The 25,553-nt window shown below is 61.1% G+C and carries 28 protein-coding genes and 1 pseudogene; 23 read left to right on the top strand and 6 right to left on the bottom strand.

All coding sequences use genetic code 11. The features are described 5' to 3' along the window. Positions 1 to 2: 2 nt before the first annotated feature. Positions 3 to 1,466 (top strand): protein adenylyltransferase SelO, encoded by a 1,464-nt coding sequence (gene selO, locus AC3IUA_RS02075; RefSeq protein ID WP_489358873.1) that lies wholly within the window; start codon positions 3 to 5, stop codon positions 1,464 to 1,466. Between the two features lie 6 nt (positions 1,467 to 1,472). Here the strand turns inward: selO and AC3IUA_RS02070 are convergent, their stop codons facing one another. After that, positions 1,473 to 1,874, bottom strand: coding sequence for a helix-turn-helix domain-containing protein (locus AC3IUA_RS02070; protein ID WP_489358872.1), 402 nt, complete (start codon positions 1,872 to 1,874; stop codon positions 1,473 to 1,475). Next, a complete protein-coding gene (locus AC3IUA_RS02065) occupies positions 1,871 to 2,167 on the bottom strand; it encodes a type II toxin-antitoxin system HigB family toxin (RefSeq protein WP_489358871.1) in 297 nt (98 codons plus the stop codon). The genes AC3IUA_RS02070 and AC3IUA_RS02065 overlap by 4 nt, the downstream gene beginning before the upstream one ends. 263 nt (positions 2,168 to 2,430) lie before the next feature. Between AC3IUA_RS02065 and trxC the strand changes: the two genes are divergently transcribed. Continuing rightward, positions 2,431 to 2,862 carry a thioredoxin TrxC gene (gene trxC / locus AC3IUA_RS02060; protein ID WP_489358870.1) on the top strand — a complete coding sequence of 144 codons (432 nt, stop codon included), beginning with the start codon at positions 2,431 to 2,433 and terminating at the stop codon, positions 2,860 to 2,862. A gap of 139 nt (positions 2,863 to 3,001) precedes the next feature. On the opposite strand, the gene AC3IUA_RS02055 is transcribed toward trxC, so the two are convergent. Next, the gene (locus AC3IUA_RS02055) at positions 3,002 to 3,772 is read right to left on the bottom strand and encodes a ParA family protein (protein ID WP_489358869.1); all 771 of its coding nucleotides are present in this window, start codon (positions 3,770 to 3,772) and stop codon (positions 3,002 to 3,004) included. Between the two features lie 327 nt (positions 3,773 to 4,099). Here AC3IUA_RS02055 and AC3IUA_RS02050 point away from each other — a divergent pair, with 327 nt between their 5' ends. The 19 genes from AC3IUA_RS02050 (at position 4,100) to AC3IUA_RS01960 (ending at position 21,597) form a co-directional block, all read left to right on the top strand. After that, positions 4,100 to 4,828, top strand: a complete 729-nt coding sequence (locus AC3IUA_RS02050; RefSeq protein ID WP_489358868.1) for a beta-ketoacyl synthase chain length factor — start codon at positions 4,100 to 4,102, stop codon at positions 4,826 to 4,828. Further along, the gene (locus AC3IUA_RS02045; protein ID WP_489358867.1) at positions 4,804 to 5,625 is read left to right on the top strand and encodes a lysophospholipid acyltransferase family protein; all 822 of its coding nucleotides are present in this window, start codon (positions 4,804 to 4,806) and stop codon (positions 5,623 to 5,625) included. The genes AC3IUA_RS02050 and AC3IUA_RS02045 overlap by 25 nt, the downstream gene beginning before the upstream one ends. Next, on the top strand, positions 5,594 to 5,866 hold the full coding sequence (locus tag AC3IUA_RS02040) for a phosphopantetheine-binding protein (protein ID WP_419117129.1): 273 nt from the start codon (positions 5,594 to 5,596) through the stop codon (positions 5,864 to 5,866). Before AC3IUA_RS02045 ends, AC3IUA_RS02040 begins: the two co-directional genes overlap by 32 nt. Positions 5,867 to 5,875: 9 nt before the next feature. After that, entirely contained in the window at positions 5,876 to 6,130 is a 255-nt protein-coding gene (locus tag AC3IUA_RS02035; RefSeq protein WP_150642358.1) for an acyl carrier protein, read from the top strand. Continuing rightward, positions 6,127 to 6,672, top strand: a complete 546-nt coding sequence (locus tag AC3IUA_RS02030; RefSeq protein WP_489358864.1) for a COG4648 family protein — start codon at positions 6,127 to 6,129, stop codon at positions 6,670 to 6,672. Before AC3IUA_RS02035 ends, AC3IUA_RS02030 begins: the two co-directional genes overlap by 4 nt. Continuing rightward, positions 6,669 to 8,348 carry an ApeI family dehydratase gene (locus AC3IUA_RS02025; protein ID WP_489358863.1) on the top strand — a complete coding sequence of 560 codons (1,680 nt, stop codon included), beginning with the start codon at positions 6,669 to 6,671 and terminating at the stop codon, positions 8,346 to 8,348. The genes AC3IUA_RS02030 and AC3IUA_RS02025 overlap by 4 nt, the downstream gene beginning before the upstream one ends. Beyond that, positions 8,341 to 9,075, top strand: a complete 735-nt coding sequence (locus AC3IUA_RS02020) for a glycosyltransferase family 2 protein (protein WP_489358862.1) — start codon at positions 8,341 to 8,343, stop codon at positions 9,073 to 9,075. Before AC3IUA_RS02025 ends, AC3IUA_RS02020 begins: the two co-directional genes overlap by 8 nt. Next, on the top strand, positions 9,072 to 10,016 hold the full coding sequence (locus tag AC3IUA_RS02015) for a lysophospholipid acyltransferase family protein (RefSeq protein WP_489358861.1): 945 nt from the start codon (positions 9,072 to 9,074) through the stop codon (positions 10,014 to 10,016). The genes AC3IUA_RS02020 and AC3IUA_RS02015 overlap by 4 nt, the downstream gene beginning before the upstream one ends. Beyond that, the gene (locus tag AC3IUA_RS02010; protein ID WP_489358860.1) at positions 9,997 to 11,541 is read left to right on the top strand and encodes an HAL/PAL/TAL family ammonia-lyase; all 1,545 of its coding nucleotides are present in this window, start codon (positions 9,997 to 9,999) and stop codon (positions 11,539 to 11,541) included. Before AC3IUA_RS02015 ends, AC3IUA_RS02010 begins: the two co-directional genes overlap by 20 nt. Beyond that, on the top strand, positions 11,534 to 11,959 hold the full coding sequence (locus AC3IUA_RS02005) for an acyl-CoA thioesterase (RefSeq protein ID WP_489358859.1): 426 nt from the start codon (positions 11,534 to 11,536) through the stop codon (positions 11,957 to 11,959). Before AC3IUA_RS02010 ends, AC3IUA_RS02005 begins: the two co-directional genes overlap by 8 nt. After that, positions 11,956 to 12,705 (top strand): outer membrane lipoprotein carrier protein LolA, encoded by a 750-nt coding sequence (locus tag AC3IUA_RS02000; protein WP_489358858.1) that lies wholly within the window; start codon positions 11,956 to 11,958, stop codon positions 12,703 to 12,705. The genes AC3IUA_RS02005 and AC3IUA_RS02000 overlap by 4 nt, the downstream gene beginning before the upstream one ends. Continuing rightward, positions 12,689 to 15,028, top strand: a complete 2,340-nt coding sequence (locus tag AC3IUA_RS01995) for an MMPL family transporter (RefSeq protein ID WP_489358857.1) — start codon at positions 12,689 to 12,691, stop codon at positions 15,026 to 15,028. Before AC3IUA_RS02000 ends, AC3IUA_RS01995 begins: the two co-directional genes overlap by 17 nt. After that, positions 15,025 to 16,185 (top strand): cation:proton antiporter, encoded by a 1,161-nt coding sequence (locus AC3IUA_RS01990; RefSeq protein ID WP_489358856.1) that lies wholly within the window; start codon positions 15,025 to 15,027, stop codon positions 16,183 to 16,185. Before AC3IUA_RS01995 ends, AC3IUA_RS01990 begins: the two co-directional genes overlap by 4 nt. Continuing rightward, on the top strand, positions 16,172 to 17,419 hold the full coding sequence (locus AC3IUA_RS01985) for an NAD(P)/FAD-dependent oxidoreductase (RefSeq protein ID WP_489358855.1): 1,248 nt from the start codon (positions 16,172 to 16,174) through the stop codon (positions 17,417 to 17,419). The genes AC3IUA_RS01990 and AC3IUA_RS01985 overlap by 14 nt, the downstream gene beginning before the upstream one ends. Positions 17,420 to 17,510: 91 nt before the next feature. Continuing rightward, on the top strand, positions 17,511 to 17,996 hold the full coding sequence (locus AC3IUA_RS01980) for a DUF3261 domain-containing protein (RefSeq protein WP_489358854.1): 486 nt from the start codon (positions 17,511 to 17,513) through the stop codon (positions 17,994 to 17,996). Then, complete coding sequence (locus AC3IUA_RS01975) at positions 17,993 to 19,189, top strand: beta-ketoacyl-[acyl-carrier-protein] synthase family protein (RefSeq protein WP_489358853.1); 1,197 nt, start codon at positions 17,993 to 17,995, stop codon at positions 19,187 to 19,189. Before AC3IUA_RS01980 ends, AC3IUA_RS01975 begins: the two co-directional genes overlap by 4 nt. Continuing rightward, entirely contained in the window at positions 19,186 to 19,650 is a 465-nt protein-coding gene (locus AC3IUA_RS01970; protein ID WP_489358852.1) for a hotdog family protein, read from the top strand. Before AC3IUA_RS01975 ends, AC3IUA_RS01970 begins: the two co-directional genes overlap by 4 nt. Beyond that, positions 19,643 to 20,371 (top strand): 3-oxoacyl-ACP reductase FabG, encoded by a 729-nt coding sequence (gene fabG, locus AC3IUA_RS01965; RefSeq protein ID WP_489358851.1) that lies wholly within the window; start codon positions 19,643 to 19,645, stop codon positions 20,369 to 20,371. Before AC3IUA_RS01970 ends, fabG begins: the two co-directional genes overlap by 8 nt. Further along, positions 20,371 to 21,597, top strand: a complete 1,227-nt coding sequence (locus AC3IUA_RS01960) for a beta-ketoacyl-ACP synthase (protein WP_489358850.1) — start codon at positions 20,371 to 20,373, stop codon at positions 21,595 to 21,597. The genes fabG and AC3IUA_RS01960 overlap by 1 nt, the downstream gene beginning before the upstream one ends. A gap of 264 nt (positions 21,598 to 21,861) precedes the next feature. On the opposite strand, the gene AC3IUA_RS01955 is transcribed toward AC3IUA_RS01960, so the two are convergent. Together AC3IUA_RS01955 and AC3IUA_RS01950 are read right to left on the bottom strand one after the other, a co-directional pair. Continuing rightward, a complete protein-coding gene (locus tag AC3IUA_RS01955; RefSeq protein ID WP_092395574.1) occupies positions 21,862 to 22,149 on the bottom strand; it encodes an addiction module antidote protein in 288 nt (95 codons plus the stop codon). Beyond that, a pseudogene (locus tag AC3IUA_RS01950) lies at positions 22,146 to 22,450 on the bottom strand (type II toxin-antitoxin system RelE/ParE family toxin). The gene AC3IUA_RS01955 and the pseudogene AC3IUA_RS01950 overlap by 4 nt, the downstream one beginning before the upstream one ends. A 420-nt stretch (positions 22,451 to 22,870) precedes the next feature. On the opposite strand from AC3IUA_RS01950, the gene AC3IUA_RS01945 reads away from it, so the two are divergent. Continuing rightward, positions 22,871 to 23,239: a DUF6124 family protein gene (locus AC3IUA_RS01945; RefSeq protein WP_489358849.1), complete on the top strand. Its 369-nt coding sequence runs from the start codon at positions 22,871 to 22,873 to the stop codon at positions 23,237 to 23,239. A 9-nt stretch (positions 23,240 to 23,248) separates the two neighbouring features. On the opposite strand, the gene AC3IUA_RS01940 is transcribed toward AC3IUA_RS01945, so the two are convergent. Further along, entirely contained in the window at positions 23,249 to 24,148 is a 900-nt protein-coding gene (locus AC3IUA_RS01940) for a LysR family transcriptional regulator (protein WP_489358848.1), read from the bottom strand. Positions 24,149 to 24,266: 118 nt separating this feature from the next. Here AC3IUA_RS01940 and AC3IUA_RS01935 point away from each other — a divergent pair, with 118 nt between their 5' ends. Next, on the top strand, positions 24,267 to 25,541 hold the full coding sequence (locus tag AC3IUA_RS01935; protein ID WP_489358847.1) for an MFS transporter: 1,275 nt from the start codon (positions 24,267 to 24,269) through the stop codon (positions 25,539 to 25,541). Positions 25,542 to 25,553 lie beyond the last annotated feature (12 nt).

The following is a 25,553-nucleotide window of genomic DNA, read 5'->3' as shown; positions in this document are numbered from 1 at the left end:
CGTTGAAAGCCCTCGACGAACTGACCTTCGATAATCGCTTCGCCCGCCTGGGCGACGCGTTCTCAACCCATGTGCTGCCTGAACCTATTGCCGACCCGCGGCTGGTGGTAGCCAGCCCAACCGCCATGGCCCTGCTCGATCTGGACCCGGCGATCGCCGAGACTCCGGTGTTCGCCGAACTGTTCAGCGGCCACAAGCTCTGGGAGGAGGCCGAACCACGGGCGATGGTTTACTCCGGGCATCAGTTCGGTTCCTACAACCCGCAACTGGGGGACGGTCGAGGGCTGCTGCTGGGCGAGGTCTACAACGAGACCGGCGAGCATTGGGACCTGCACCTCAAGGGCGCCGGGCAAACGCCGTATTCGCGCATGGGTGATGGTCGGGCGGTGCTGCGTTCATCGATCCGCGAGTTTCTCGCCTCTGAAGCGCTGCAGGCGCTGGGCATTCCCACCACCCGCGCGCTGTGTGTGATCGGCTCGAGTACACCGGTCTGGCGCGAGAAGCAGGAACGCGGGGCGATGCTACTGCGCCTGTCGCCAAGCCATGTGCGCTTTGGGCATTTCGAGTATTTCTACTACACCAGGAAACCCGAGCAACAAAAGCAGCTCGGCGAGCACGTGCTGGCGATGCACTTTCCAGAGTGCCTGGAACAACCCGAGCCGTATCTGGCGATGTTTCGCGAGATCGTCGAGCGTAACGCCGAGTTGATTGCCAAATGGCAGGCCTATGGCTTCTGCCACGGCGTGATGAACACCGACAACATGTCGATACTCGGCATCACTTTCGACTTCGGTCCGTTCGCCTTCCTCGATGACTTCGATGCCCAGTTCATCTGCAACCACTCCGATGACCAGGGTCGCTACTCCTTCAGCAACCAGGTGCCCATCGGTCAATGGAACCTCAGCGCACTGGCCCAGGCCCTGACGCCGTTCATCAGCGTCGAGGCCTTGCGCGAAACCCTTGGCCTGTACTTCCCGCTGTACCAGGCCCATTACCTGGACCTGATGCGCCGCCGCCTCGGCTTCACTACCGCGGAGGACGACGACCAGAAACTGGTTGAAGGTTTGCTGCAACTGATGCAGAACAGCGGCGTCGACTACAGCCTGTTCTTCCGTCGCCTGGGCAATGAATCCGCCGAACTGGCCGTCACCCGCCTGCGTGACGACTTTGTCAATCTCCAGGGCTTCGATGCCTGGGCCGAACGCTACACCGCCCGCGTCGCCCGCGAGGGCTCCGACAACCAGGAGCAGCGCCGCAGCCGCATGCACGCGGTCAATCCGCTCTACATCCTGCGCAACTATCTGGCACAGAAAGCCATCGATGCGGCCGAGAGCGGCGACTACCAGGAAGTCCGTCGCCTGCATGCGGTACTGAGCAATCCGTTCGAAGAACAACCCGGCATGGAAAGTTATGCCGAGCGCCCACCAGAGTGGGGCAAGCATCTGGAGATCAGTTGTTCGTCGTGAAGCAGGTTAGAAAAACACGTCTACCTTCACACTGAAGCGCTCGGCCAACCAGCGAATCTGTCGCAGGTTGAGCTTGCGCTTGCCACTGAGAATTTCCGAGACCACCGACTGAGCCCCCACGCCTGGCAGGTCACTCTGGCTCAGGCCATGCTCTCGCATCAGATAGCGCAGAACCTCAACCCCACTGGCCACGGGCATCGGTCGATGCTCATGATCATAGGACTCTATCAAGTCCCCCATAATTGTCGCCAGGCTGGCTAGCGGGTTCGCCTCGTCGTCGCCGATCAGTTCCAATAACTCATCCAGCGATGCGACCAGCAGATCGTAATCCGCCTCGTTTTTGGGTTTGCGCAACAGCGGCGACACGAAGTGCCAGTGCTCGGCGGCTTGTTTGATCAGAACGCTCATCGACGCTCCTCCTTCCACTTACCCTTGTCATAGTCGCGATGATCCAGCACGTGCTTGATGTAGAGCCGTTGCGCCCGGTACTGGACAACCGCGATCAATCGCAGCTTGTTCCCGCCGATATCAAACACATGCAACGGTCCTACCTTATCCGTTGCAGGAAACATCCCCTTCATTGCTGCAAAGTCGTCAGGGCTACTCGCCTTTACCACTCGATACCATGCATCCAGCGCGCTGGCAGAGCGTGGCCATTTTTCCTTGGCTTCCCAAATTCGCTTTTCAGTAATCACATGCATGCAACTTCCTTATCGCATATTGCTATGGAGATTAAACGCAGAATCCAACTATCGCAATTTGCTATAGCGTCAAGTAGACCAGCGGCATGACCCTGACGCCTTCCCCCAGCCTAGATTCGCAGTGCTTCCGCGCTCGATCGAAAATGTAAGGACATGCAAAATCAACTGACCCCGAAAATCTGCGATAGCAGCCCCCACGCCTTGATAACCCCCGCCCGCGACTCCAAATAAGCACCATTGCCTATTTCTCCCGGAGCCTGCTCATGTCCGATCCACTGCTGATCCCCTGCCCTCACTGTAACGGCCTCAACCGTATCCCCGCCGAACGCTTGGGCGATCAGCCCAAGTGCGGGCGCTGCAAGGTCGAGGTGTTGCTGAGCAAGCCTTTCGAATTGAAGCAGGGCGATTACGCCAGCCAGATCAAGGGCGATCTGCCGCTACTGGTGGATGTCTGGGCAGACTGGTGCGGGCCGTGCAAGTCATTCGCGCCCGTGTTTGAGCAGGCCGCAACGCAGCTGGCAGGCAAGTGCCGGCTGGCCAAGCTGGACAGCGAGGCCAATCAGCAGTTGTCGGCGCAGTTGGGCATTCGTTCGATTCCCAGCCTGATTCTGTTCAAGAACGGCCGGGAAATAGCGCGCCAGAGCGGTGCCTTCCCGCTGCCGCAGTTGTTGAGCTGGTTGCGTAGTCAGATCTGAGGCACTGGAGGCCCCCAAAAGATCGCAGCCTTCGGCAGCTCCTACAGTTATTGCATACTCCTGATAATTTTCGGCAGTACGGCGTCGGCGCAGGAGCTGCCGTAGGCTGCAATCCTGGCGATCTTGCCCGCGCCGAAGATCAGGCATTTTCCAGCAGGGTGTGCAAATCGACAAACTGCCGGGTCAGCTTGTGGCGTGGGTCGAGGTGGATCAATGGCATATTGGCCTGATGGGATTCGCGCATGCGCACTGAGCTGCCCAGGTATACCGGCAGTACCGGCAGGCCCTCGTTGATCAGCTCGTCGAGCATTTGCTGCGGCAGACTCGCACGGGCCTGGAACTGGTTAACCACGATTCCTTCGACCTGCAGGTCTTCGTTGTGGTCCTCCTTGAGTTCTTCGATTTCCGCCAGCAGACCGTAAAGTGCCTGGCGGGAAAAGCTGTCGCAGTCGAAGGGGATCAGCACGCGATCGGCGGCGATCAGTGCCGAAACCGCATAAAAATTAAGAGCTGGCGGGGTATCCAGATAGATTCGGTCATAGTCCTGCGCCAATTCATCCAGCAGTTTGCGCAGTTTGTTGATCTTGTGTTTCGCCTCGAGCTTGGGCTGCAGGTCAGCCAGCTCCGCGGTGGCGGTGACTACGTGCAGGTTGTCGAACGGGGTTTCGTAGATGTCCACCTGGTTTTTCTTCGAGAACGGCCCGGCAGACAGGGTCTGCTTGAAGAAGTCGGCGATGCCCATCGGGATATCGTTACCGGTAAGGCCGGTGAGGTATTGAGTGGAGTTGGCCTGAGCATCAAGATCGACCAGCAGCGTCCGATAGCCTTCATGGGCACTGACCGCTGCCAGATTGCAGGCGATGCTGGATTTGCCAACGCCACCTTTTTGATTGAACACCACGCGCCGCATGTCAAAACCTCCGTGCATCAAAGAATGACCGAGTGTAGTAGTCCACGGCCGCCCTTAGCTAGCACGTCAGGAATAGGACTACACAGTCAGTTGCAATTTGCCCGACGACAATGCGAATGGACCAGCAGAAGCGGCTGCGAAAAACCGGACAATCACCAAACAGCACTTTTTCCTGAAACACCGGTCAATTCTATTGAGCAAAATGTATCCACCGTTTGCTACAAGTCAGCTGTGCCGGGATAATGCGCACCACTCGGCCATCGCGCCATGTACGGCTGACCGCCCGTCAAAACGACTCGCCGTATCAAGGAAGCCCGCAGGGGCGGGATGAATTCAGTGATCAACTTTAATATCGCCCAATGGCGCGCCTGGGCTCCGGGGCTCGAAAGCGTGGACGATTGGCTGGCCTGGAGTCGACAACCGGTCGTGCTCGCCAGCAGCGACGCCGCCCCCGATGTCTCATTTCTACCCGCCATGCAACGCCGACGCCTCAGTCGCCTGGCACGGATGGCCTTCAGCGTGGGCTGGCCATTGGCCGAAGGCCGCGAGCAGCTACCACTGGTCTTTATTTCCCGCCATGGCGAAACCCCGCGGACCTTCAACATCCTGTGTGAGCTGGCCGCCGATCAACCCTTGTCGCCGACCCAATTCAGCCTGTCGGTGCACAACGCAGTGATTGGACTGTGGTCGATCATGCGCGGCGAAACCAGCGAAATGACCGCCCTCGCGGCGGCTGGCGATGGCCTCGAACACGGCATGCTAGAGGCCGCCACGCTCCTCGACGAAGGGGCTCCGGCGGTATTGCTGGTGGTCACCGAAGAGCAACCGCCCGAGGCCTACGCCGCCTGGATCGATGACGTGCCCTTCCCCTACGCCGTCGGCCTGTTATTGACCCGGGGCGACGATTGGCAGCTGTCGCTGAACAGCGCCACGGCCGAGCCGGCCAAGGCCGACTGGCCCCATGCCCTGAATCTGTTGCGTATTCTGCTCAGCCAGCAGACCACCTGCCAACATGCCTGGAAGAACCGTGTATGGACCTGGCAACGCAACCACTGAAGGGTAAACGCCGCGACGCCTATTACTGGCGCCTGCTGGCTACCGCCGCAAGCTTTGCGCTGTTCGGTCTGGTCGGGCTGTGCCTGCGGCTGGTGATTTTCCCGCTGCTCAGCTGCCTGCCGGGCGATGCCCAGCAGCATCGGCAACGGGCGCGGCGCACCATCGGGCGATTGTTCTGGTTTTTTATCCGTTTCATGGCCCGTGCAGGCGTATTGACCTACGAGGTCGAAGGCGCGGGAAAACTCGGTCGTCCGGGACAGATGATCATCGCCAATCATCCGTCGCTGATCGATGTGGTGTTCCTGATCGGCCTGGTGCGCGACGCCAACTGCGTGGTCAAACAGAGCCTCTGGAAAAATCCCTTTACTCGCGGCCCACTGCGTTCCACCCAATACATCAGCAATGATGGCAGTATGGACATGCTGGATACCGCCGCGCAGGCTCTGCAAAGCGGGCAGACGTTGATTATCTTTCCCGAGGGCACCCGCACCAAGCCTGGCCAACCGCCAGCCTTTCATCGGGGCGCTGCGGCAATCGCGCTGCGGGGTGCGAAAATCGTGACCCCGGTGATTATCAAGGTCAGCCCGACCACCCTGACCAAAGCCCAACCCTGGTATCGCATCCCGTCGCGTCGCGCGCACTTCAGTTTGCGCGTCGGCGCCGATATAGACCCACAGGCCTTTGTCGAGCTTGGTCCGCCTCCCCAGGCCTCGCGCAAGCTCAACGATTACCTGCACCACTACTTTATCAAGGAGCTCGCCGACGATGAGCGATCTACAACACGACCTTCAGCATGAAATCAAACTGTTGATCATCGACGCCCTGGGCCTCGAAGACATCAGTGCACAAGACATCGGCGACGAGCAGATACTTTTCGGTGAAGGCCTGGGCCTGGACTCGGTGGACGCACTCGAACTCGGCCTGGCGATCCAGAAAAAGTACGGCATCAAGATCGACGCCGACGCCAAGGACACCCGCAATCACTTCACCAATGTGGCCAGCCTTGCGGCTTTCGTCACTGCAAAACAGGCAGCTTGAGACCGGACCATGCAAACTCGTGACGACATTTTCAACACCCTGCGCGATGCCCTGGTCGAACTCTTCGAGCTGGAGCCCGAACGCGTCACCCTCGAGTCCAACCTGTATCAGGACCTGGAAATCGACAGCATCGACGCGGTTGACCTGATCGACCATATCAAGCGCCAGACCGGTAAAAAAATCGCTGCCGAAGAGTTCAAGGCAGTGCGCACCGTCAGCGACGTGGTCGAGGCGGTCTACCGTCTGGTTCAACCGGCCGCATGAGTCGTTTGATTGGCCTTGGCCTGCTGCTGGCAGGCCTGCTGTACCCCTTTGCGGTGTATTACGGCATGGAGCATTTCGCCCCGTGGCAGTTCGGCCTGCTGTTGGGCGGCCTGTGGCTGGCCCGCGCGCTGACCAGTGCGCGGCGCCCCGGCAGCCTGTGGATGGCAATCGCGGCGATTGCTTTTTGCCTGTTGCTGGCGCTGCTCGATAGCCCGCTGTTGTTGCGCTGGTACCCGGTGCTGATCAGCAGTTTCATGCTGGCGCTGTTTGGCTTGAGTTTGAAATACGGGCCACCGGTGGTTGAACGTCTGGCGCGCTTGAGCGAGCCGGACCTGCCGGAAGAGGCGATTCACTATACCCGCCAGGTAACGATTGCCTGGAGTGTGTTTTTTCTCTGTAACGGTTTGCTCGCCACCGCCCTGACCCTCTGGGCGCCGCTGAGTTGGTGGGCGTTGTATACCGGCCTGATTTCCTACGGGTTGATGGGCTTGCTGTTTGCCATTGAATGGTTATTGCGACAACGCGTACGAGGCCGCGCATGAATTGGATAAAACTTGAGCATCTGTTGCTCAAGGCTCAGCCAGGGCGCGCCGTCACGGCTGACCCGGCCCTGAATCACGTCGAGCTATGCGCCCAGGCGTCAAGCCTCGCTGCCGGCCTGCAAGCCCGGGGAGTGCAGCGGATCGCCGTGTATCTGGAAGACGCCGGTGACCTGGCAATCGCCCTGCTCGGCGCTTGGCGCGCCGGAGTCAGCGTATTGTTGCCCGCCGACCTGCAAGCCCAGACCCGGCAACGTTGGTCGAACGAGGTTGACCTGTGGCTGACCGATCAGGCGCACGACGCCGCGCTCAGCGACCTGTTTCAAACCCCCTTGCCCGCGGCTGAACTGGATCTGGACCTATGCCGCCTGAGCCTGTGCACCTCCGGCTCCAGCGGCGAACCCAAGCGCATCGAAAAAAGCCTGCGGCAACTGGCCACCGAAGTCGAAGCCCTGGAGCAATTGTGGGGCGCGGATCTGGGCGAAGCCTGCATCATCGGCAGCGTCGCCACCCAGCACATTTATGGCTTGCTGTTCCGCGTACTCTGGCCGCTGTGTGCGGGGCGCCAGTTCGTGCGCAAACAACTGCCATTCCCGGAAGATCTGCAGCGTGCCAGCCGTGAACACCCGGCCTTCGCCTGGGTCGCCAGCCCGGCGTTGCTCAAACGCATGGGCGACAACCTCGACTGGCCGGCATTGAGCGCTGTGCGACGGGTGTTTTCTTCCGGTGGCGAGTTGCCTGCGCAAGCCGCGCTGAGCTTGCGACAACGCTTGCAGCAATGGCCCACGGAGATTCTCGGTAGCTCGGAAACCGGCGGCATCGCCTGGCGTCAGGGCGCCAGCCTGTGGCAGCCGTTTGCTGATGTACAACTGAGCCAGGACAGTGACGGCGCGCTGCGCGTTGCTTCACCGTACCTGCCAGCCGGTCACGTCGAACAGACTGCCGACGCCGCACGAATCTTCGCCGATGGGCGCTTCGAGCTGCTGGGACGGCTGGACCGGATCGTCAAGCTGGAAGAAAAACGTATCTCGTTGCCAATGCTCGAACAGGCACTGGTCAACCATGACTGGGTCGCCGAAGCACGTCTGGGCGTGGTTCAGGAAAACCGTGCGTCCCTGGGTGCCTTATTGGTGTTGAGCGAACAAGGCCTGCATGCCCTGCGCAATCAAGGTCGACGCACCTTGACCGAAGGGCTGCGTCAACACCTCAGTCAGCATTGCGAAGCACTGGCCTTGCCGCGGCGTTGGCGCCTGTTGCAACAAATGCCGTTGAACGCCCAAGGCAAGCTGCTCCAAGCCGAGGTCGAAGCCCTGCTACTGGCCCCGCGTCCGCAAGCGCCGCACGTGCTGGAACAGGTCGAGGCCAACGGCGAGTGGAGCCTGCAACTGGCGGTCCCGCCGGACCTGGCCTGCTTCAGTGGCCACTTCCCGAAAACCCCGGTATTGCCCGGCGTGGTGCAAGTCGATTGGGCGTTGAGCCTGGGTCGACAGTTACTCGACTTGCCCGGCAGGTTCGTCGGGATGGAAGTGTTGAAGTTCCAGCAACTGCTCCGCCCCGGCGATCAAGTCCAGCTGCACCTGCGCTTTGACCCGGAACGCGGCAAACTGTATTTCACCTATCGAAACGACACCGCGACTTGCTCCAGTGGGCGAATAGTGCTGGAGGCGGCGCATGTTTAACCCCTGCGCCATCATCCCGGTCTACAACCACGAAACCACCGTCCCTGCCGTGGTCGAGGCGGTACGCGCCAACGGCCTGCCCTGCATACTGGTGGACGACGCCAGTAGCCCGTCCTGCGCAGCCGTGCTTGAGCAGCTGGCCGAAGGTGAACACATCTACCTGATCAAGCATGGGGTCAACCAAGGCAAAGGCGCGGCGGTCATGGACGGCTTTCGCGAAGCGTCGCGCCTGGGCTTCAGTCATGCCCTGCAAGTGGACGCCGATGGTCAGCACGATCTGCGTGACATCAAGACCTTCATCGAAGCTTCACGCGCTCATCCGCAAGCGCTGATATGCGGACACCCGAAATATGACGCCAGCGTACCTAAAGGCCGTTTATATGCACGTTATCTGACTCACGTCCTGGTCTGGATCAACACCCTGTCGCTGCAGATTATTGACTCCATGTGCGGCTTTCGCGTCTATCCATTGCCGCCGACACTGGCACTGATCAACTCGGTGAAAATCGGCAAACGCATGGACTTCGACTCGGACATCATCGTCCGCCTGGCCTGGCGCAATCAGCCGATGCACTGGCTGCAAACCAGGGTCCATTACCCGCAGGATGGTATTTCGCATTTTCGAATGTTCCACGACAACGTGCTGATTTCGAGCATGCACACCCGGCTGTTCTTCGGCATGCTGCTGCGCGCGCCGATGATCCTTGGGCGACGGTGGCGAGCATGAGCATCAACACCGACAAAGAACACTGGGCCGAGCACAAGGAACGCGGCAGTTTCTGGCTGATGAAGCTCACAGCGCTCGGCGTCAAGATGCTGGGTCGTCGAATATTGAGCCCGCTGCTGTACGGCATCGTCTTGTATTTTTTTCTGTTCGGTCGCCGCGCCCGCAAGAGCGCCTGGCAATACCAGCAACACCTCGCTGACTGGAGTGGCCGCAGCGAATTGCGCCCGACCCATTGGCGGGTGTTCGGCCAGTTCATGGCCTTCGCCGACTCCATGCTCGACAAGCTCGACGTGTGGAATGGCAAACTGGGCATCGAGCAAATCGAAATCGTCGATCCGGCGCTGCTGCGCCAACGGTTGCGCGGCGAGCGCGGACAAATGCTGGTGGGTGCGCATCTGGGCAACCTCGAGGTCTGTCGCGCGTTGGCCGAGCTGGGCGAAAAAGTCACGATGAACGTGCTGGTGCACACCAAGCATGCTGAACGCTTCAACCGCCTGCTCGGCGAAGCCGGGGCGACCCACCTGCGACTGATTCAGGTCAGCGAACTGGACCCGGTGATCATGCTGCAACTCAACCAGCGGCTGGATCGCGGCGAGTGGCTGGCAATTGCCGGCGATCGTGTGCCGCTGCATGGCGGACGCACTGTGCAAGTCGACTTTCTCGGGCATCCGGCCGCCTTTGCCCAAGGCCCCTGGCTGCTGGCCGGGCTGTTGAAGTGCCCGGTCAATCTGTTGTTTTGTCTGAAGCACAATGGGCGCTATCGGGTAACTCTCGAGCCTTTCGCCGCCGCCGTACTCTGGAAACGCAGCGACCGCGAGCAGGTTATCACCCAGTGGACTGCACGTTATGCCGAGCGTTTGGGGCAGTACTGCCTCGAAGCACCCCAACAATGGTTCAACTTTTACCCTTACTGGAAGACCGATGACCACGCATCCGCTTGAGCCGGTAATCTTCGGCGAACTCCCTTTGCGCATCGAAGACGTGCTGGCCCTGGCCAACCGTCAGGTGCCGACGCAGCTGCAAGGCGACCCCGAGTTTCGCCAGCGCATCGCCAAGGGCCCGCAGTTTCTCGATTCCTTGCTGGACAAGGAAGGCGTGATCTACGGCGTCACTACCGGCTATGGCGATTCCTGCGTAGTCGCGGTGCCGTTGCACCACGTCGAGGCCCTGCCCCGTCATCTGTACACCTTTCACGGCTGCGGGCTGGGCAAAATGCTCGATGCTCAGGCCACCCGTGCAGTGCTGGCGGCGCGTCTGCAGTCGTTATGCCAGGGTGTGTCCGGGGTTCGCGTGGAACTGCTGGAGCGCCTGCAAGCCTTCATCGACCTGGACATTCTGCCGTTGATTCCCGAAGAGGGTTCGGTGGGCGCCAGCGGCGATCTGACACCGCTGTCCTACGTCGCCGCGACCCTGTCCGGTGAACGTGAGGTGATGTTCCGTGGTGAGCGCCGGCAAGCCGCCGACGTGCACCTTGAACTGAACTGGACGCCGCTGGTGCTACGCCCCAAAGAGGCCCTGGCACTGATGAACGGCACCGCGGTGATGACCGGACTGGCCTGCCTGGCGTATGCCCGCGCCGATTACCTGCTGCAACTGGCGACCCGCATCACCGCGCTGAACGTGGTCGCGCTGCAAGGCAATCCGGAGCACTTCGACGAGCGCCTGTTCGCCACCAAGCCGCACCCGGGGCAAATGCAGGTCGCCGCGTGGTTGCGCAAGGACCTGGCGATCGACGCACCGACCGCCCCGCTGCATCGCCTGCAAGACCGCTACTCGCTGCGCTGCGCGCCCCATGTGCTCGGCGTGTTGGCCGACAGCCTGAACTGGCTGCGCTCGTTCATTGAGATCGAGCTCAACAGCGCCAACGACAACCCGATCATCGACGCCGAAGCCGAACGCGTGCTGCATGGCGGGCATTTCTACGGCGGGCATATCGCCTTCGCCATGGACAGTCTGAAAACCCTGGTAGCCAATGTCGCCGACCTGCTCGACCGGCAGCTCGCACTGTTGGTGGACGAGCGCTACAACCACGGCCTGCCGAGCAACCTGTCCGGCGCCAGCGCCGAGCGGGCGATGCTCAACCATGGTTTTAAAGCGGTGCAGATCGGCGCCAGCGCCTGGACCGCCGAAGCACTGAAAAACACCATGCCGGCCAGCGTCTTCTCACGCTCCACCGAATGCCACAACCAGGACAAGGTCAGTATGGGCACCATCGCCGCCCGCGATGCGATCCGCGTGCTGGAACTGACCGAACAGGTCGCCGCCGCCACCTTGCTGGCGGCCAACCAAGGCGTCTGGCTGCGCAGCCAGGCTGAGGACGCGCGGCCATTGCCACAGGCATTGGCCGAGATGCACATCGAGCTGGGCAAGGACTTCCCACCGGTTATCGAAGACCGCGCGCTGGAAGCCGAACTGCGCCTGTGCCTGCGCCGTATCGCCGAGCAACACTGGAGGCTGCATGCGTAGCAAGGGAGTGATTCACGCCGATACGGAAATCCTCGTACCGTTTTTCGACATCGACACGATGGATGTGGTGTGGCACGGCCATTACGTCAAATACCTGGAAGTCGCTCGCTGCGCCTTGCTGGACAAGATCGGCCACAACTACACACAAATGAAAGAGTCCGGTTACGCCTGGCCGGTGATCGACTTGCAACTGCGCTACGTACGCGGTGCCACCTTCGGCCAGAAGCTCAATGTGCGCGCAAGCCTGGTGGAATGGGAAAACCGTTTGAAGATCAGCTACCTGATCAGCGATCTGGAGAGCGCCGAACGCTTGACCCGCGCCTGCTCCGTACAGGTCGCGGTGGATCTCGCCAGCCATGAAATGCAGCTGGCTTCGCCCCAGGTGTTTATCGACGCTGTCGAGAAGGTGTTGCCATGAAACTGTTTTGGCACACGCTATCTCGTAGCAGCTGGCGAAGCCTGCGTTCGGCTGCAAAGCAGTCGCAATCCGGCCTGCCCATTTTCCGATCAGAATCCGGGACTCAGGTTTTACGACTGCTGCGCGGCCGGACGCAGCCTGGCGGCAGCTGCTACGGAAAATGTCTGAGCTTGATCCTGCTTCTGGGATTGTCATCGCTGGCCAACGCCTTCGACCTGCAACAACTCAGTGATCAACTCGCCAAGCCCGAGGTAATCCACGGTAGTTTCATCCAGGAAAAGCACCTGCGCGCCCTGCCACAGCCGCTGACCAGCAAAGGTACCTTCGTCCTGGCGAAAGACCATGGGCTGCTCTGGCTGCTGAAAACCCCTCTGCCTCAGGACTACCGCATCAGCGCCAAGGGCATTGCCCGCCGTGAGGGCAACAGCTGGCAAATGCTCCCGAACAAGAGCGCCGGCGCCGAGCAGAACCGCTTGTTCCTCGCCGTGCTGCAAGGTGACAGCAGCGGACTGCAACGGGACTTCGATCTGCACCTGGAGGGCGATGCCCAACAGTGGAAGCTGACCCTGACGCCACGCTCCATGCTACTCAAGCAAGTCTTCAACCAGATCAACATCGACGGCGGTGAGCTGGTGCAACGCATCGAGTTGCTGGAAACCCAGGGCGACAGCACCCTGTTGCGCATGCAAGACACCACCAGCAGCCAACCGTTGAGCGATACGGAGCAACATGACTTTGCCGAGTGAACGCTGGTTGCCTCGCTTGTTCCTGATCCTGCTGGTGGCCGTACTGGCGCTGGCCGGCTGGCAGTGGCGTGGCGCTGCGCCGCTGTCCGCCAACCTGATGGAACTGGTACCGGGCAGCGCGCCGGACGCACTGGAACTGCGCGCCGAACAGCGCATACAAGAACCGCTGAACAGCGAAGTGCTGGTATTGGTCGGCCATGCTGATCGCCAGCAGGCCATCGCCATGGCCGAGCAACTTGGGGATCAATGGAAAGCCAGCGGCTTGTTCGAGAAGGTCCAGTGGAACCTGCAAGCGGACTTGCCGGCGCTGCGCACCCAGTTGCTGCAAGGGCGGTTGGCAATGCTCTCGGAAACGGATCGCCAGCAACTGATCGCGCAGCCCCAGGCGTTTATCCAGCAGCGCGTGCAAGCGCTGTTCGACCCCTTCAGCGGGTTCAGCCTGGTGCCCAGCCAGGACGATTGGCTCGGCCTGACCGGGCGCATCCAGAATAGCCAGCCGCAGCGGGGCTCGGTGCAGCTGGACATCGGCAGCGGCGCGTTGATCGCCGATGCCGACGGCAAGAGCTGGGTATTGTTGCGGGCCCGGACTCAGGGCAATGCCTTCGACCTGCACCTGCCGCTGCAAGTGGCCCGGTTGCTGAAACAGAGCCGCGAACACGCAGCCCAGGCCGACGTGCAATTGCTCGCCGCCAGTGGCCTGCTGTATGCCGCCAACGGTCAGCAACAGGCCAGCCGCGAGATCACCTGGGTCGGTGGTGGCGCCACCGTCGGCATACTGTTGCTGCTGCTGTTGGCCTTCCGCCGCTTTCGGGTGTTGCTGGCTTTTGTTCCGGTACTGGTGGGCATGCTGTTTGGCGCCGTGGCTTGCGTGGCGCTGTTCGGCCACATGCACGTAATGACACTGGTATTGGGTTCGAGTCTGATCGGCGTAGCAGTCGACTACCCACTGCATTACCTGTCCAAGAGCTGGAGCCTGAAACCCTGGCACAGCTGGCCAGCGCTGCGCCTGACATTGCCCGGGCTGACCCTGAGCCTGGCCACCAGTTGCATCGGTTACCTGGCACTGGCCTGGACACCCTTCCCCGCGTTGACCCAGATTGCCGTGTTTTCCGCCGCCGGTTTGCTGGGCGCCTACCTGGCGGCCGTGTGCCTGCTGCCGGCAATGCTCAAGGGCATCGATCTGCGGCCGGCGCAGTGGCCGCTGCACGTCGCTCAGTTCTTGCTGAATATACGCGAAGCGCTGCTGCGCCGGGTTCGTAGCCCGGTTCTGCTGGCGTTGCTGGTGTTGTTCTGCGCTGGCGGTCTGTGGCAACTCACCACCCGAAACGACATCCGCCAATGGATCAGCGCACCGCCACAGCTGATGAACGAAGCCCAGACGATTGCGCGGATCACCGGCTATCAGCCCACCAGCCAGTTCTTCCTGGTACGCGCTGCCGATCAGCAGCAGCTGCTTGAGCGTTCGACGGCCCTGAGCGAACGGCTGGATCAACTGGTTAACCTGAATAAGCTCCAGGGCTACCTGGCACTGAATCAACTGGTCAGCCCGCCCAGCGAACAGCAACGGGTTCGCGAAGCGCTAAACACACTACCGCAGTACTGGCAGCCACTGCTCGACCTCGGTGTACCGGCCAGCGCGCTGCAAGCCGAGCTGGCGCAGTTGCAGACGCAACCCGTTCAGGACATCGACGCCGCCTTGAGCGGACCGCTCGCAGAGCCATGGCGCCCGCTGTGGCTGGGTTCCACCAGCGATGGCGTGGCCGGGATGGTCAGCCTGCAAGGCTTGAACAACCCGGCATTGCTGCGGGTCCAGGCGCTGGATTTGCCCGGTGTGCAGTTGGTTGACCGGTTAGGAGATCTGAACAAGATCTTCGCCGCAACCCAGGTCAGCGCCGCTGAATTGAAACTGCTGTCCTGCGTGCTGATCGTGCTGCTGCTGATCCTGCCGTTCGGCTTCGGCGGCGCGCTGCGAGTCGTCGCCCTTCCGTTGCTGGCGGCGCTGTGCAGTCTGGCCAGCCTCGGTTGGCTGGGGCAGCCGCTGACGCTGTTCAGCCTGTTCGGACTGCTGCTGGTGACGGCTATCAGCGTCGACTACGCGATCCTCATGCGTGAACAAATCGGTGGCGCGGCGGTAAGCCTGCTGGGCACCCTGCTGGCGGCAGTGACCACCTGGCTGTCGTTTGGCCTGTTGGCGATTTCCAGCACCCCGGCGGTGAGCAATTTCGGCTTGTCGGTGAGCCTGGGGCTGGCCTACAGTTTTATCCTCGCGCCATGGGCCAGACCTCAGGCCCAACCCGTGCCTGCAATGGAGTCGAGAGTATGATGATCGCTCTGTTCTGGCTGCTGGCCCTGGTGCTGTTCGCGGTGGTGACCTGGGTCGGACGTCGTTTCGGTTTGATCCCGATTGTCAGCCAGTTAGTGCTGGCGACCTTCGGCCTGCCGCTGTTGATGCTGTTGTGGATCGAACCACACTGGCAGTTGAGCGGTGCCGAACTGGTATCACCGGGCTGGCTGAAAAACCTCTACAGCCTGGGCTTTGCGCTGTTACTGGGGCACATCCTGAGTGACGTGATCGACCTGCGGCTGGATCGCCAGAGCCTTAAAATCGCCCTGCCGAGCTTTTGCATTCCGTTCTTCTGCGGGCTGGCCACTGCCCTCTGGCTGTTGCCAAGCCAGCCGTGGTTGAGTTCGCTGGCGGTAGGCCTGCTGTTCGCGATCACCGCGATCCCGGTGCTCTACCTGTACCTGTTACACATCGGTTATCCGCCGCCGGCCACCCGCCGGTTGGTGCAGACCGCGATCCTCATTGACCTGGCCTGCTGGAGCCTGTTCGCCATCGCCCAAGGCAGCCTGCACCTGAGCAGCCTGCTGCTGCCGCTGGCCGGCGCCTGCCTGCCAGTGCTGCTGCGGGTACTGGGTCTGCGTCAGCCGCTGCTCCACAGCCTGGGCTTTTTCGGACTGCTGGTGGTCGCCGAACATTACAAGCTCAATGCGCTGATTCTGGGTATCGGTTATGTGCTGTGCATGGCGGCCCTCAAGCTGCCACTGGTGCTGCCGTTGAAAGCGACCTGGATGAACCCGTTGCAGACCTATATCGCGATTCCGCTGATCCTGACCTTCGGCATCGTGCAGATCGATGTGCACAGCGCCATGGACAGCCTCAGCGGGTTCCAGCTCGGCGCGCTGCTGATCCTGCCGATCCTCAGCAAATTGCTGGGCAACTGGCTCGGGCTCGGCTGGGCCGGCGCGTCCTTTGTCGGCGCCAGCCGCTGGCGGGAAAGCCTGCTGCTGAACATTCGTGGCTTGAGCGAGATCGTTTTTCTCAATCTGCTGCTGCAACAACAGCTGATCAGCCCGGCGCTGTACTTTGCGCTGATGCTGATGGGCTTGATCGCAACCTTATTGCCGGCCGTGGCCGGTATCCACCGTACCCCCTCCCAGATCGCCGTCCCGGCAAGGAGCCCCAGTGCCCACAATTGAAATGGAACGTCGCCAGGTTGTGATCATCGGCGCGGGCCCATCCGGCGCCATCGCCGCCGCGCTGCTCAAGCGTAAAGGCCACGACGTGCTGATCATCGAACGCCAGCATTTCCCACGCTTCTCCATCGGAGAAAGCCTGCTGTCCCACTGCCTGGATTTCGTCGAAGAAGCCGGCATGCTCGACGCCGTCAACGCTGCCGGCTTCCAGCTGAAAAACGGTGCGGCCTTCGCCTGGGGCGAGCGCTACAGCGCCTTCGATTTCGGTGACACCTTCAGCAACGGCAAGCCGACCACCTTCCAGGTACTGCGTGCCGACTTCGACAAACTGCTGGCCGACCAGGCCGAGTTGCAGGGTGTGGACATCCGTTATGGCGAAGAGATCATCAGCGTCGACTTCGGCCTGCCGAAGCCGCAGTTGAGCGCCCGCCGCGAAGACGGCAGCGAGTACCGCATCGAAGCCGACTTCGTGCTCGACGCCAGTGGTTACGGCCGCGTGTTGCCACGCTTGCTGGACCTCGAGGCACCGTCGAATTTCCCGATGCGTCAGGCGGTGTTCACCCATGTTGAAGACCATATCGACAGCCCGCGTTTCGAGCGGGAGAAAATCCTCATTACCACTCACCCGATCCATCGCGATATCTGGTTCTGGACCATCCCGTTCAGCAACGGTCGTTGCTCGGTGGGTGTGGTCGCCGCAAAAGAGCATTTTGAAGGTCGCACGGGCGATCTGGATGAGTGCCTGCGCGGCTTTATCGCTGAAACCCCGAGCCTTTCAGGCGTGTTGCAGAACGCCGTATGGGACACCCCGGCGCGAGCCATCGGAGGTTACTCGGCCAATGTCAAAACCCTGCACGGGCCGGGATTCGCCTTGCTCGGCAATGCCGCGGAGTTCCTCGACCCGGTTTTCTCCTCCGGCGTGACTATCGCCATGCGTTCGGCGAGCATGGCCGCTGGCGTGCTGCATCGCCAGCTGCAAGGTGAAAGCGTCGACTGGCAGAGCGAGTTCGCCGCGCCCTTGAAGCGTGGCGTCGACACCTTCCGCTGTTACGTCGAAGGCTGGTACGCCGGGACGTTCCAGGATGTGATTTACCATTCGGGCGGTGCGCCGGAAATTCGCCGCATGATCAGTGCGATCCTCGCCGGTTACGCCTGGGATGAGCGCAACCCCTTTGTCAGCGAATCCAGGCGTCGCCTGCGAATGCTCTCGGAAATTTGCGCAAGCGATGCGCCATGAAGACAAGTCCAGGTCACTGTCCGAGCGACAGCCACTTCGAAGAAATCCGGGGCAATGTGCTCGCGCGCAACCCTTTTGAAGGTAAAATCTAATGATCCGCGCGCTGCTCTTGAGCTGTGTTCTGCTGCTGAGCGCCTGCGCCAGCCAGGCACCGCTGCCTGAGAGAAACCCGAGCCTGGCGCTGCCGCTGCAATTGCACATCGAACGTCAGCAAGCCGGGCAACGTCAGGACTGGCTGCTGGTGATCCAGCGTGAAGGGCAAAGCCTTCGTTGGTCGCTGATGGACCCGCTGGGGATCCCGCTGGCCCGTCAGCGTCTGGTCGAAGGCCAGTGGCGGGCCGACGGCTTGCTGCCGCCTAATCCGGAAGCTCGCGAGCTGTTTGCCGCGCTGTTGTTTGCCCTGACGCCTGAGGGCGAACTGCTCGGCAACTATCCAACGGCGCAGCAACAGGGCTCGCAGCGCTCCCTTGGCCCACGCTGGCAGATTCGTTATCAACAACCGCGGATCTTTGAGCTGAACCTGCCTCAAGGCTTGCGCTATCACATCACCCCCCTGACCGCCGAGACCGCGTCATGACGGCTTATTTGAATGCTCTCGGGCTGATCTGTGGTTTAGGCCGCGGCAAGCAGGAAGTTGCGCGCAATCTGTTTGCCGGAGACTGCTCGGGCATGCGCCCCGAGAGCGGCTGGGTGCCTGATCGCGCATTACCCGTGGCCGCCGTAAAAGGCGACCTCGCGGCAATTCCCGCCGAACTCGCCGCACAACGTAGTCGCAATAACCAGCTATTACTGGAAGCCGCACTGCAGATTCGCGATGACATCGACCAGGCGATTCAGCGCTATGGCCACGGCCGTATCGGTATCGTCCTCGGCACCAGCACCTCGGGCATCGATGAGGCCAGCCAAGGGATTGCCAGTTACCTGCGCGACGGCCAGTTCCCTGCCGGTTACGACTACCAGCAACAGGAACTCGGCGCCCCGGCGAATTTTCTCGCCGACTGGTTGCAACTGAGCGGCCCGGCCTATGTCATTTCCACTGCCTGCACCTCCAGCGCCCGGGCCCTGATGAGTGCGCAAAGGCTGCTGGACCTGGGCCTGTGCGACGCGGTGCTGTGCGGCGGTGTCGACAGCCTGTGCAAGCTGACCCTCAATGGTTTCTCGGCACTGGAAGCGGTCTGCGAGCAACGCTGCAACCCGTTTTCGGTCAATCGCAACGGCATCAATATCGGCGAAGCGGCGGCGCTGTTCCTGATGAGCAAAAGTGCCAACGGCAAGCAGCCGATAGCCTTGCTCGGCGGCGGCGCCAGTTCCGACGCCCACCATATTTCGGCGCCCGAGCCGAGTGGCCGCGGCGCGCTGCAGGCCATGAGCAAGGCGTTGAGCCGCGCGCACCTGCAGCCAGCACAGATCGGCTACCTGAACCTGCACGGCACCGCTACGCAGCATAACGACGCCATGGAAAGCCTCGCGGTCGCGACGCTATTCCCTGGTGGTGTGCCCTGCTCGTCGACCAAGCCCATGAGCGGCCATACCCTCGGCGCCGCCGGGGCGCTGGAGGCTGCGTTTTGCTGGCTGAGCCTGGCTGCCGACAACACCGGACACGCGTTGCCACCGCACATCTGGGATGGCCAGGCCGATCCCGTACTGCCCGCGTTAAACTGGGTGACGGCGGCCGATCGCCTCGACCAACGCGCACCCCGCTGCCTGATGAGTAACTCTTTTGCCTTCGGTGGCAACAACGTCAGCCTGATTATCGGAGACGCTCCATGATTGATTGGCCGCTCGCCGAGCTGATTCCCCACGCTGGCGACATGATCCTCATCGATCAGGTCCTGTCGTTCGATGAAGAGCAAATCCACACCCGCCTCACGGTCAAGCCGGGCGGTGTGTTCAGCCGCCCCGACGGTAGCCTGCCGGCCTGGATCGGCGTCGAGCTGATGGCCCAGACCGTCGCCGCCTATGCCGGTTGTCGCGCGCGATTGCTGGGCAATCCGGTGGAGTTGGGATTTCTGCTCGGTACGCGTAAATTTGAATGCAACGTGGAATATTTCCCTGCTGGCACCGAGCTCACCCTGCATGCGCTGCGCTCGCTGGAAGACGCCAGCGGCATGGGCATATTCGAATGCCACATCTACGGGCCGGGCATCCATGCCACAGCGCGCCTGAACGTGTACTGCCCGCCGCAGCCGACTCACTACCTTCACGAATCCCAGGAGTCCAGTCATGACTGAATCCGTACTGGTCACCGGCTCCAGCCGTGGCATCGGCCGCGCCATCGCCTTGCGCCTGGCCCAGGCAGGTTTCGACCTGGTGCTGCACTGCCGCAGTGGTCGTGGCGACGCAGAAGCCGTTCAGGCCGAAATCCAGGCCCTGGGCCGTCGCGCGCGCATCCTGCAGTTCGACGTGTCTGAGCGGGCCAGCTGCAAAGCGATTCTCGAAGCCGACGTCGACACCCATGGCGCCTATTACGGCGTGGTCCTGAATGCCGGACTGACCCGCGACGGTGCCTTCCCGGCACTCAGCGAGGACGATTGGGACGTGGTGATGCGCACCAACCTGGACGGTTTCTACAACGTGCTGCATCCGGTAATGATGCCGATGATCCGGCGTCGCGCTGCCGGGCGAATTGTCTGCATCACCTCGGTTTCGGGGCTGATCGGCAATCGCGGGCAGGTCAACTACAGCGCCTCCAAGGCCGGACTGATCGGCGCGGCCAAAGCGTTGGCCATCGAGTTGGGCAAACGCAAGATCACCGTCAACTGTGTCGCACCGGGCTTGATCGACACCGCGATGCTCGACGAGAACGTGCCGGTCGAAGAACTGATGAAAATGATCCCCGCACAACGCATGGGCACCCCGGAAGAAGTCGCCAGCGCGGTGAATTTTCTGATGTCTGGCGAAGCGTCCTATATCACCCGGCAGGTTCTGGCCGTTAATGGAGGCCTGTGTTGATGAAGCGCGTCGTCGTCACCGGCATGGCCGGCATCACCTCGCTGGGCAGCGACTGGGAAACCATCGCCGCCAACTTCCGCGCCAATCGCAGCGGCATCCGGCGCATGGATGAGTGGGATCGCTTCACTGAATTGAACACCCGACTGGCCGGGCCGATCGATGGCTTCAAGGTGCCCGCCCACTGGACCCGCAAGCAACTGCGCAGCATGGGCCGGGTTTCACGGCTGGCAGTCGCCGCAGCTGAGCGGGCCCTGGCTGATGCCGGGCTGCTGGGCGATGAATCGATCAAGGATGGGCGCATGGGCGTCTCCTGTGGCTCGTCCACTGGCAGCACCGATGAAATCAAAGCCTTCGGCAACATGCTGCTGAACTCGGTCGCCGAAGGCCTCAACGCCAACTCCTATGTGCGCATGATGCCGCACACCACGGCGGCGAATATCAGCATCTTCTTCGGTCTCACCGGGCGGCTGATCCCGACGTCCAGCGCCTGCACCAGCGGCAGCCAGGGCATCGGCTATGCCTATGAGGCCATCAAGTTCGGCCGCCTGCCACTGATGCTCGCCGGCGGTGCCGAAGAACTGTGCCCGACCGAAGCCATGGTCTTCGACGCGCTCTACGCCACCAGCCTGAAAAACGATGCACCACACACCAGCCCGCGTCCTTTCGACATCGGCCGCGATGGCCTGGTGATCGGTGAAGGCGGCGGCATACTGGTGCTCGAAGAGCTGGAACACGCACTCGCTCGCGGTGCGCATATTCACGCCGAGATCGTTGGTTTCGGCAGCAACGCCGACGGCCAGCACGCCACCCGTCCGGAGCAAACCACCATGCGCCGGGCCATGGAGCTGGCGCTGGAAGATGCCGGGATCACGCCTGACGCCATCGGCTACGTCAATGGTCACGGCACCGCCACCGAGCAGGGCGACATCGCTGAAACCCTGGCCACCAACAGCCTGTTCGGCAGCCGCATGCCGATCAGTTCGCAGAAGAGTTTCCTCGGCCACACCCTCGGTGCCTGTGGTGCGCTGGAGTCATGGTTCAGCATCGAAATGATGAACCGCGACTTGTACGTGCACACCCTGAATCTCGATGAAGTCGACCCGCGTTGCGGCGCACTGGACTACCTGCGTGGCGAATTCCGGCAGATGAGCAACCAGTATGTGATGAACAACAACTTTGCCTTTGGCGGGGTCAACACTTCGCTGGTCTTTCGGCGCTGGCAGTAGCTGACAATTGTGTCGCCTGCTCGCGAAGGGTCTTGAGTGGTACAGAGTGATGGGCACCTGGAGAAATCTTCGCTGCCCGGAAACGACAAAGGGTGCCTTTCGGCACCCTCATTCACAAACAGGCAGGCTTGTCATTGCTCTACGCCTGCCTGGCTCTGCGATGGCTGGTTACCCAGGATCCTCAGAGTCTCACAAGCCCCTTTCGGGAACGCGGGAAATATTGCTCAAACCTTCGCGGCGGTCATTCTTTCTTTTTCGTTGAACTCAGGTGCTGGCGTGCAACTTCAGCCCAAGCGCCTTGACGACTTTGAGGATGGTGCCGAACTCGGGATTTCCTTCACCGGACAAAGCGCGGTAGAGGTTTTCGCGCGAAAGCCCGGCGTCGCGTGCAACCTGGGTCATACCACGCGCACGCGCAATGGTCCCAAGAGCCTTGGCGATAAAGGCTGGATCATCTCCTGCCTCCTCCATGCACGCGTCAAGATAGTTGGCCATGTCCTCTTCGGTCTTGAGGTACTCGGCAGAGTCCCAGCGAGTGAATTGTTCGGTCATGGGTTTTGCTCCTGCCAGGATTTCGCAATGAGCCTGGCTTGTTTGATATCTCGGACCTGACTGCTTTTGTCGCCACCGCAGAGAAGAATGACTAGCTGTCGACCTTGTTGCATGAAATACACCCGATAACCGGGCCGTAGTCGATACGCGCTTCACTCAACCCATCGCCAATCGGTTTGGCATCGCCAAAATTGCCATCAGCCATGCGGTCAATTCGCACCTGAATACGTATTCGGGCGCGGCTATCAGCCAGTTTCGACAGCCAGCCTGAGAATGTTGAGCTTCGTATGATCTCCGTCATGCAGCGAAGTGTAGCGCGTGAGCTACACTATCTCAACTGACATTTTTGCTGCTGGCACTCAATGCTCGAGCTGCCGCAGGCTGCGATCTTTTAAGGCCAGCAAGGCAAATCTCTTTAACTTGCAGGACATTTCCTAGAGAATCTTTGCGCCTTGTGCCTACCAGATCCCGTGGCTAATCTTCGCTCCGTCACTGCATATCAGTGATCGGGTTTAGCAGCCCGGGTCCAATAGGCGCATAGCGTCCCATATCTCATGGCATGCGTTTTTTAACGCCCCCATTTTTATGGTGACTGTGCGCAGGGCACCTTCGGATGCGCCGGTTTCCCTATTGCCCGGTCTGCTAACCTGCGTACAGCCGCCACCCTCTCGTTTAGCGGCGATAAGTGATGGCTCCCATGCAGCAATAGGAGCAACACCACATGGATAAAATCACCCCCGACCCACCCATTCCACCCGTTACCCCTTCAATGGACAACGCCTTCACCCGCGACCTGCTCAAGGACCGCGCTGCGCTGTACCGTGCCCTTGATTACTACCTGCCCGATGCCAACCCGACCTCGCCTGACGCCATGCGCTTTTACAACGTCAGCAAGGATGTGAGCTTCGAAGACTCGCTGCTCTACACCGCCGACCTGCTGCGCTGTGCATCAGTCACCGCTTACGAGTGCGGGGAGCACTTCAAAGGCACCGAGCGCGCCATGGTCTACGCCGTGTGGCATCTGCTGGAAATCGCCAAGTCCATGGTCGATCAGTCCATCGAACAGATGTGGCCGCGCGCACAGCCCTGACCAGACGCTTCAACCGATGGGCTCGGCCTTGCGGGTCAACAACTCGACAAACGCCTTGGCCATCGGCGAGCTTTGATCCTTCCTTTGCACCAGCCACACCGCCGAGATCGCTTGCGGGTCGAGCAACGGTCGATAAACCACGCCTTCGATGCGCATCTGCCGGTAAGAGGCCGGCAGTACCGACACCCCCAGCCCTGCTGCCACCAGTCCGATAATGGTCATCGCCTCGCCGGCCTCTTGAGCGAAGTGCGGGCTGAACCCGGCATCCCGCGCCAGGCTCAGCAGTTGTGTATACAGCCCGCTGCCATAGCTGCGCGGAAAAAACACAAAAGGCTCAAGGGCCAGCGCCGACAGGTACAAACCCTCCTCGCTGCCGGCCACCAGTGGGTGCTTGGAGCTGAGCACCGCCACCAAGGGTTCGCGCATCAATTCGACCACAGTCAACGAATCCGGCAGTGGCAAGGGGCGCATGATGCCGACCTGGATCGATTGATCCACCAGTGCGTCGGCCACCTGGGTACTGCTCATTTCCCGCAGGTTCAAGTGCACCGCCGGGAAGCTCTGGCGAAAAGAGAAAATCGCTTGGGGAATGTTCGAGTTGAACGGTGCTGACGAGGTGAAGCCGATCTTCAGTTCCCCCAGCTCGCCCAATTGCGCACGCCTGGCCACATCGGCGGCCTTGTCGACCTGCGCCAGTACCAGCCGCGCCTCCTCCAGAAACAGTCGGCCGGCTTCACTGAGCTCGACCCGACGATTGGTCCGCTCGAACAACCGCGCACCCACCTCTTGTTCCAGCGCCTGAATCTGCTGACTCAAGGGTGGCTGGGAGATGCCCAGCACCTGGGCGGCGCGGCCAAAATGCAGTTCTTCGGCGACGGCGATGAAGTAGCGCAGGTGACGCAATTCCATGAAAACTCCATTAGGTCGTTAAACCTATCAAACAGGTCGAACAATATATTGGATAGAAACATTAGCCAGCTATATGCTTTTTTCATTGCCTGACCGGCTGCGCCCCTCCGAGGTCCTCGTGAAAACTGCTGTCGCCCCCCAGACCCACGAATTGCCGCCTGCCGCGCAGAACGATGTGGTCGCCGAACTGAATGATATCTACATCGAAAAAGGCACCCCGTCGTTCACGCGAACAGTGCTGGCGCTGTTCTGCGGCGGCTTCGCGACCTTCGCCCTGCTCTATTGCGTGCAACCGATGATGCCGCTGCTGTCCCGGGAGTTTTCCATCAACGCGGCGCAGAGCAGTTTGATTCTCTCGGTCGCCACCGGCATGTTGGCCATCGGCCTGCTGCTCACCGGACCGATTTCTGACCGCATAGGTCGCAAACCGATGATGGTCGCGGCGCTGTTCGCCGCGGCCCTGTGCACTCTCGCCAGCGCGATGATGCCCACCTGGCAAGGGGTGCTGGTGATGCGCGCGCTGACGGGACTGTCCCTGAGCGGGCTGGCAGCGGTCGCCATGACTTACCTGAGCGAAGAAATCCACCCGCAACACCTCGGCCTGGCAATGGGCTTGTACATCGGTGGTAACGCGATTGGTGGTATGTCTGGCCGCTTGATCACCGGTGTGTTGATTGATTTCGTCAGCTGGCATACGGCGATGCTGGTGATCGGCGGTCTGTCGCTGATCGCCGCGGCGGTGTTCTGGAGAATCCTCCCGGAGTCGCGCAACTTTCGTGCTCGTTCGCTGCACCCGCGCAGCCTGATCGACGGCTTCACCATGCACTTTCGCGACGCCGGTCTGCCATGGCTGTTTGTGCAAGGTTTTCTGGTAATGGGCGCCTTCGTCACGCTGTTCAACTACATCGGTTATCGGCTGCTGGCCGCGCCATACCACATGGACCAGGCATTCGTCGGCCTGCTCTCGGTGGTTTACCTGTCGGGCATCTACAGCTCGGCGAAAGTCGGTGCGCTGGCCGACACATTCGGCCGGCGCAAAATGCTCTGGGGCACTATCGTTTTGATGCTGGCGGGGATTGCCCTGACTATGTTCACCCCCTTGGCACTGGTGCTGATTGGCATGCTGCTGTTCACCTTCGGCTTCTTTGGCGCGCACTCGGTAGCCAGTAGCTGGATCGGTCGCCGGGCGACCAAAGCTAAGGGCCAGGCTTCGTCGCTGTACGTGTTCTGCTATTACGCCGGGTCGAGTATTGCCGGGACAGTCGGCGGAGTGTTCTGGCACTACGCGGGCTGGAACGGCATCGGCGCGTTCATCGGCGGGTTGCTGGTGATTGCGCTGTTGGTGGCGTTGAAGCTGGCGAAGTTGCCGCCGCTGGGTGGAGTGAAAGCTTGAAGGCGTAAACCT

Source organism: Pseudomonas sp. KH_050, from assembly GCF_057838875.1.
This window is presented reverse-complemented; position numbering and strand designations above follow the sequence as displayed.

Coding starts and splice junctions, on each gene's coding strand:
- AC3IUA_RS02070 (WP_489358872.1), bottom strand. CDS start 1,874: ATGAGCGTTCTGATCAAACAAGCCGCCGAGCACTGGCACTTCGTGTCG.
- AC3IUA_RS02065 (WP_489358871.1), bottom strand. CDS start 2,167: ATGCATGTGATTACTGAAAAGCGAATTTGGGAAGCCAAGGAAAAATGG.
- trxC (WP_489358870.1), top strand. CDS start 2,431: ATGTCCGATCCACTGCTGATCCCCTGCCCTCACTGTAACGGCCTCAAC.
- AC3IUA_RS02055 (WP_489358869.1), bottom strand. CDS start 3,772: ATGCGGCGCGTGGTGTTCAATCAAAAAGGTGGCGTTGGCAAATCCAGC.
- AC3IUA_RS02050 (WP_489358868.1), top strand. CDS start 4,100: ATGAATTCAGTGATCAACTTTAATATCGCCCAATGGCGCGCCTGGGCT.
- AC3IUA_RS02045 (WP_489358867.1), top strand. CDS start 4,804: ATGGACCTGGCAACGCAACCACTGAAGGGTAAACGCCGCGACGCCTAT.
- AC3IUA_RS02040 (WP_419117129.1), top strand. CDS start 5,594: ATGAGCGATCTACAACACGACCTTCAGCATGAAATCAAACTGTTGATC.
- AC3IUA_RS02035 (WP_150642358.1), top strand. CDS start 5,876: ATGCAAACTCGTGACGACATTTTCAACACCCTGCGCGATGCCCTGGTC.
- AC3IUA_RS02030 (WP_489358864.1), top strand. CDS start 6,127: ATGAGTCGTTTGATTGGCCTTGGCCTGCTGCTGGCAGGCCTGCTGTAC.
- AC3IUA_RS02025 (WP_489358863.1), top strand. CDS start 6,669: ATGAATTGGATAAAACTTGAGCATCTGTTGCTCAAGGCTCAGCCAGGG.
- AC3IUA_RS02020 (WP_489358862.1), top strand. CDS start 8,341: ATGTTTAACCCCTGCGCCATCATCCCGGTCTACAACCACGAAACCACC.
- AC3IUA_RS02015 (WP_489358861.1), top strand. CDS start 9,072: ATGAGCATCAACACCGACAAAGAACACTGGGCCGAGCACAAGGAACGC.
- AC3IUA_RS02010 (WP_489358860.1), top strand. CDS start 9,997: ATGACCACGCATCCGCTTGAGCCGGTAATCTTCGGCGAACTCCCTTTG.
- AC3IUA_RS02005 (WP_489358859.1), top strand. CDS start 11,534: ATGCGTAGCAAGGGAGTGATTCACGCCGATACGGAAATCCTCGTACCG.
- AC3IUA_RS02000 (WP_489358858.1), top strand. CDS start 11,956: ATGAAACTGTTTTGGCACACGCTATCTCGTAGCAGCTGGCGAAGCCTG.
- AC3IUA_RS01995 (WP_489358857.1), top strand. CDS start 12,689: ATGACTTTGCCGAGTGAACGCTGGTTGCCTCGCTTGTTCCTGATCCTG.
- AC3IUA_RS01990 (WP_489358856.1), top strand. CDS start 15,025: ATGATGATCGCTCTGTTCTGGCTGCTGGCCCTGGTGCTGTTCGCGGTG.
- AC3IUA_RS01980 (WP_489358854.1), top strand. CDS start 17,511: ATGATCCGCGCGCTGCTCTTGAGCTGTGTTCTGCTGCTGAGCGCCTGC.
- AC3IUA_RS01975 (WP_489358853.1), top strand. CDS start 17,993: ATGACGGCTTATTTGAATGCTCTCGGGCTGATCTGTGGTTTAGGCCGC.
- AC3IUA_RS01970 (WP_489358852.1), top strand. CDS start 19,186: ATGATTGATTGGCCGCTCGCCGAGCTGATTCCCCACGCTGGCGACATG.
- fabG (WP_489358851.1), top strand. CDS start 19,643: ATGACTGAATCCGTACTGGTCACCGGCTCCAGCCGTGGCATCGGCCGC.
- AC3IUA_RS01960 (WP_489358850.1), top strand. CDS start 20,371: ATGAAGCGCGTCGTCGTCACCGGCATGGCCGGCATCACCTCGCTGGGC.
- AC3IUA_RS01955 (WP_092395574.1), bottom strand. CDS start 22,149: ATGACCGAACAATTCACTCGCTGGGACTCTGCCGAGTACCTCAAGACC.
- AC3IUA_RS01945 (WP_489358849.1), top strand. CDS start 22,871: ATGGATAAAATCACCCCCGACCCACCCATTCCACCCGTTACCCCTTCA.
- AC3IUA_RS01940 (WP_489358848.1), bottom strand. CDS start 24,148: ATGGAATTGCGTCACCTGCGCTACTTCATCGCCGTCGCCGAAGAACTG.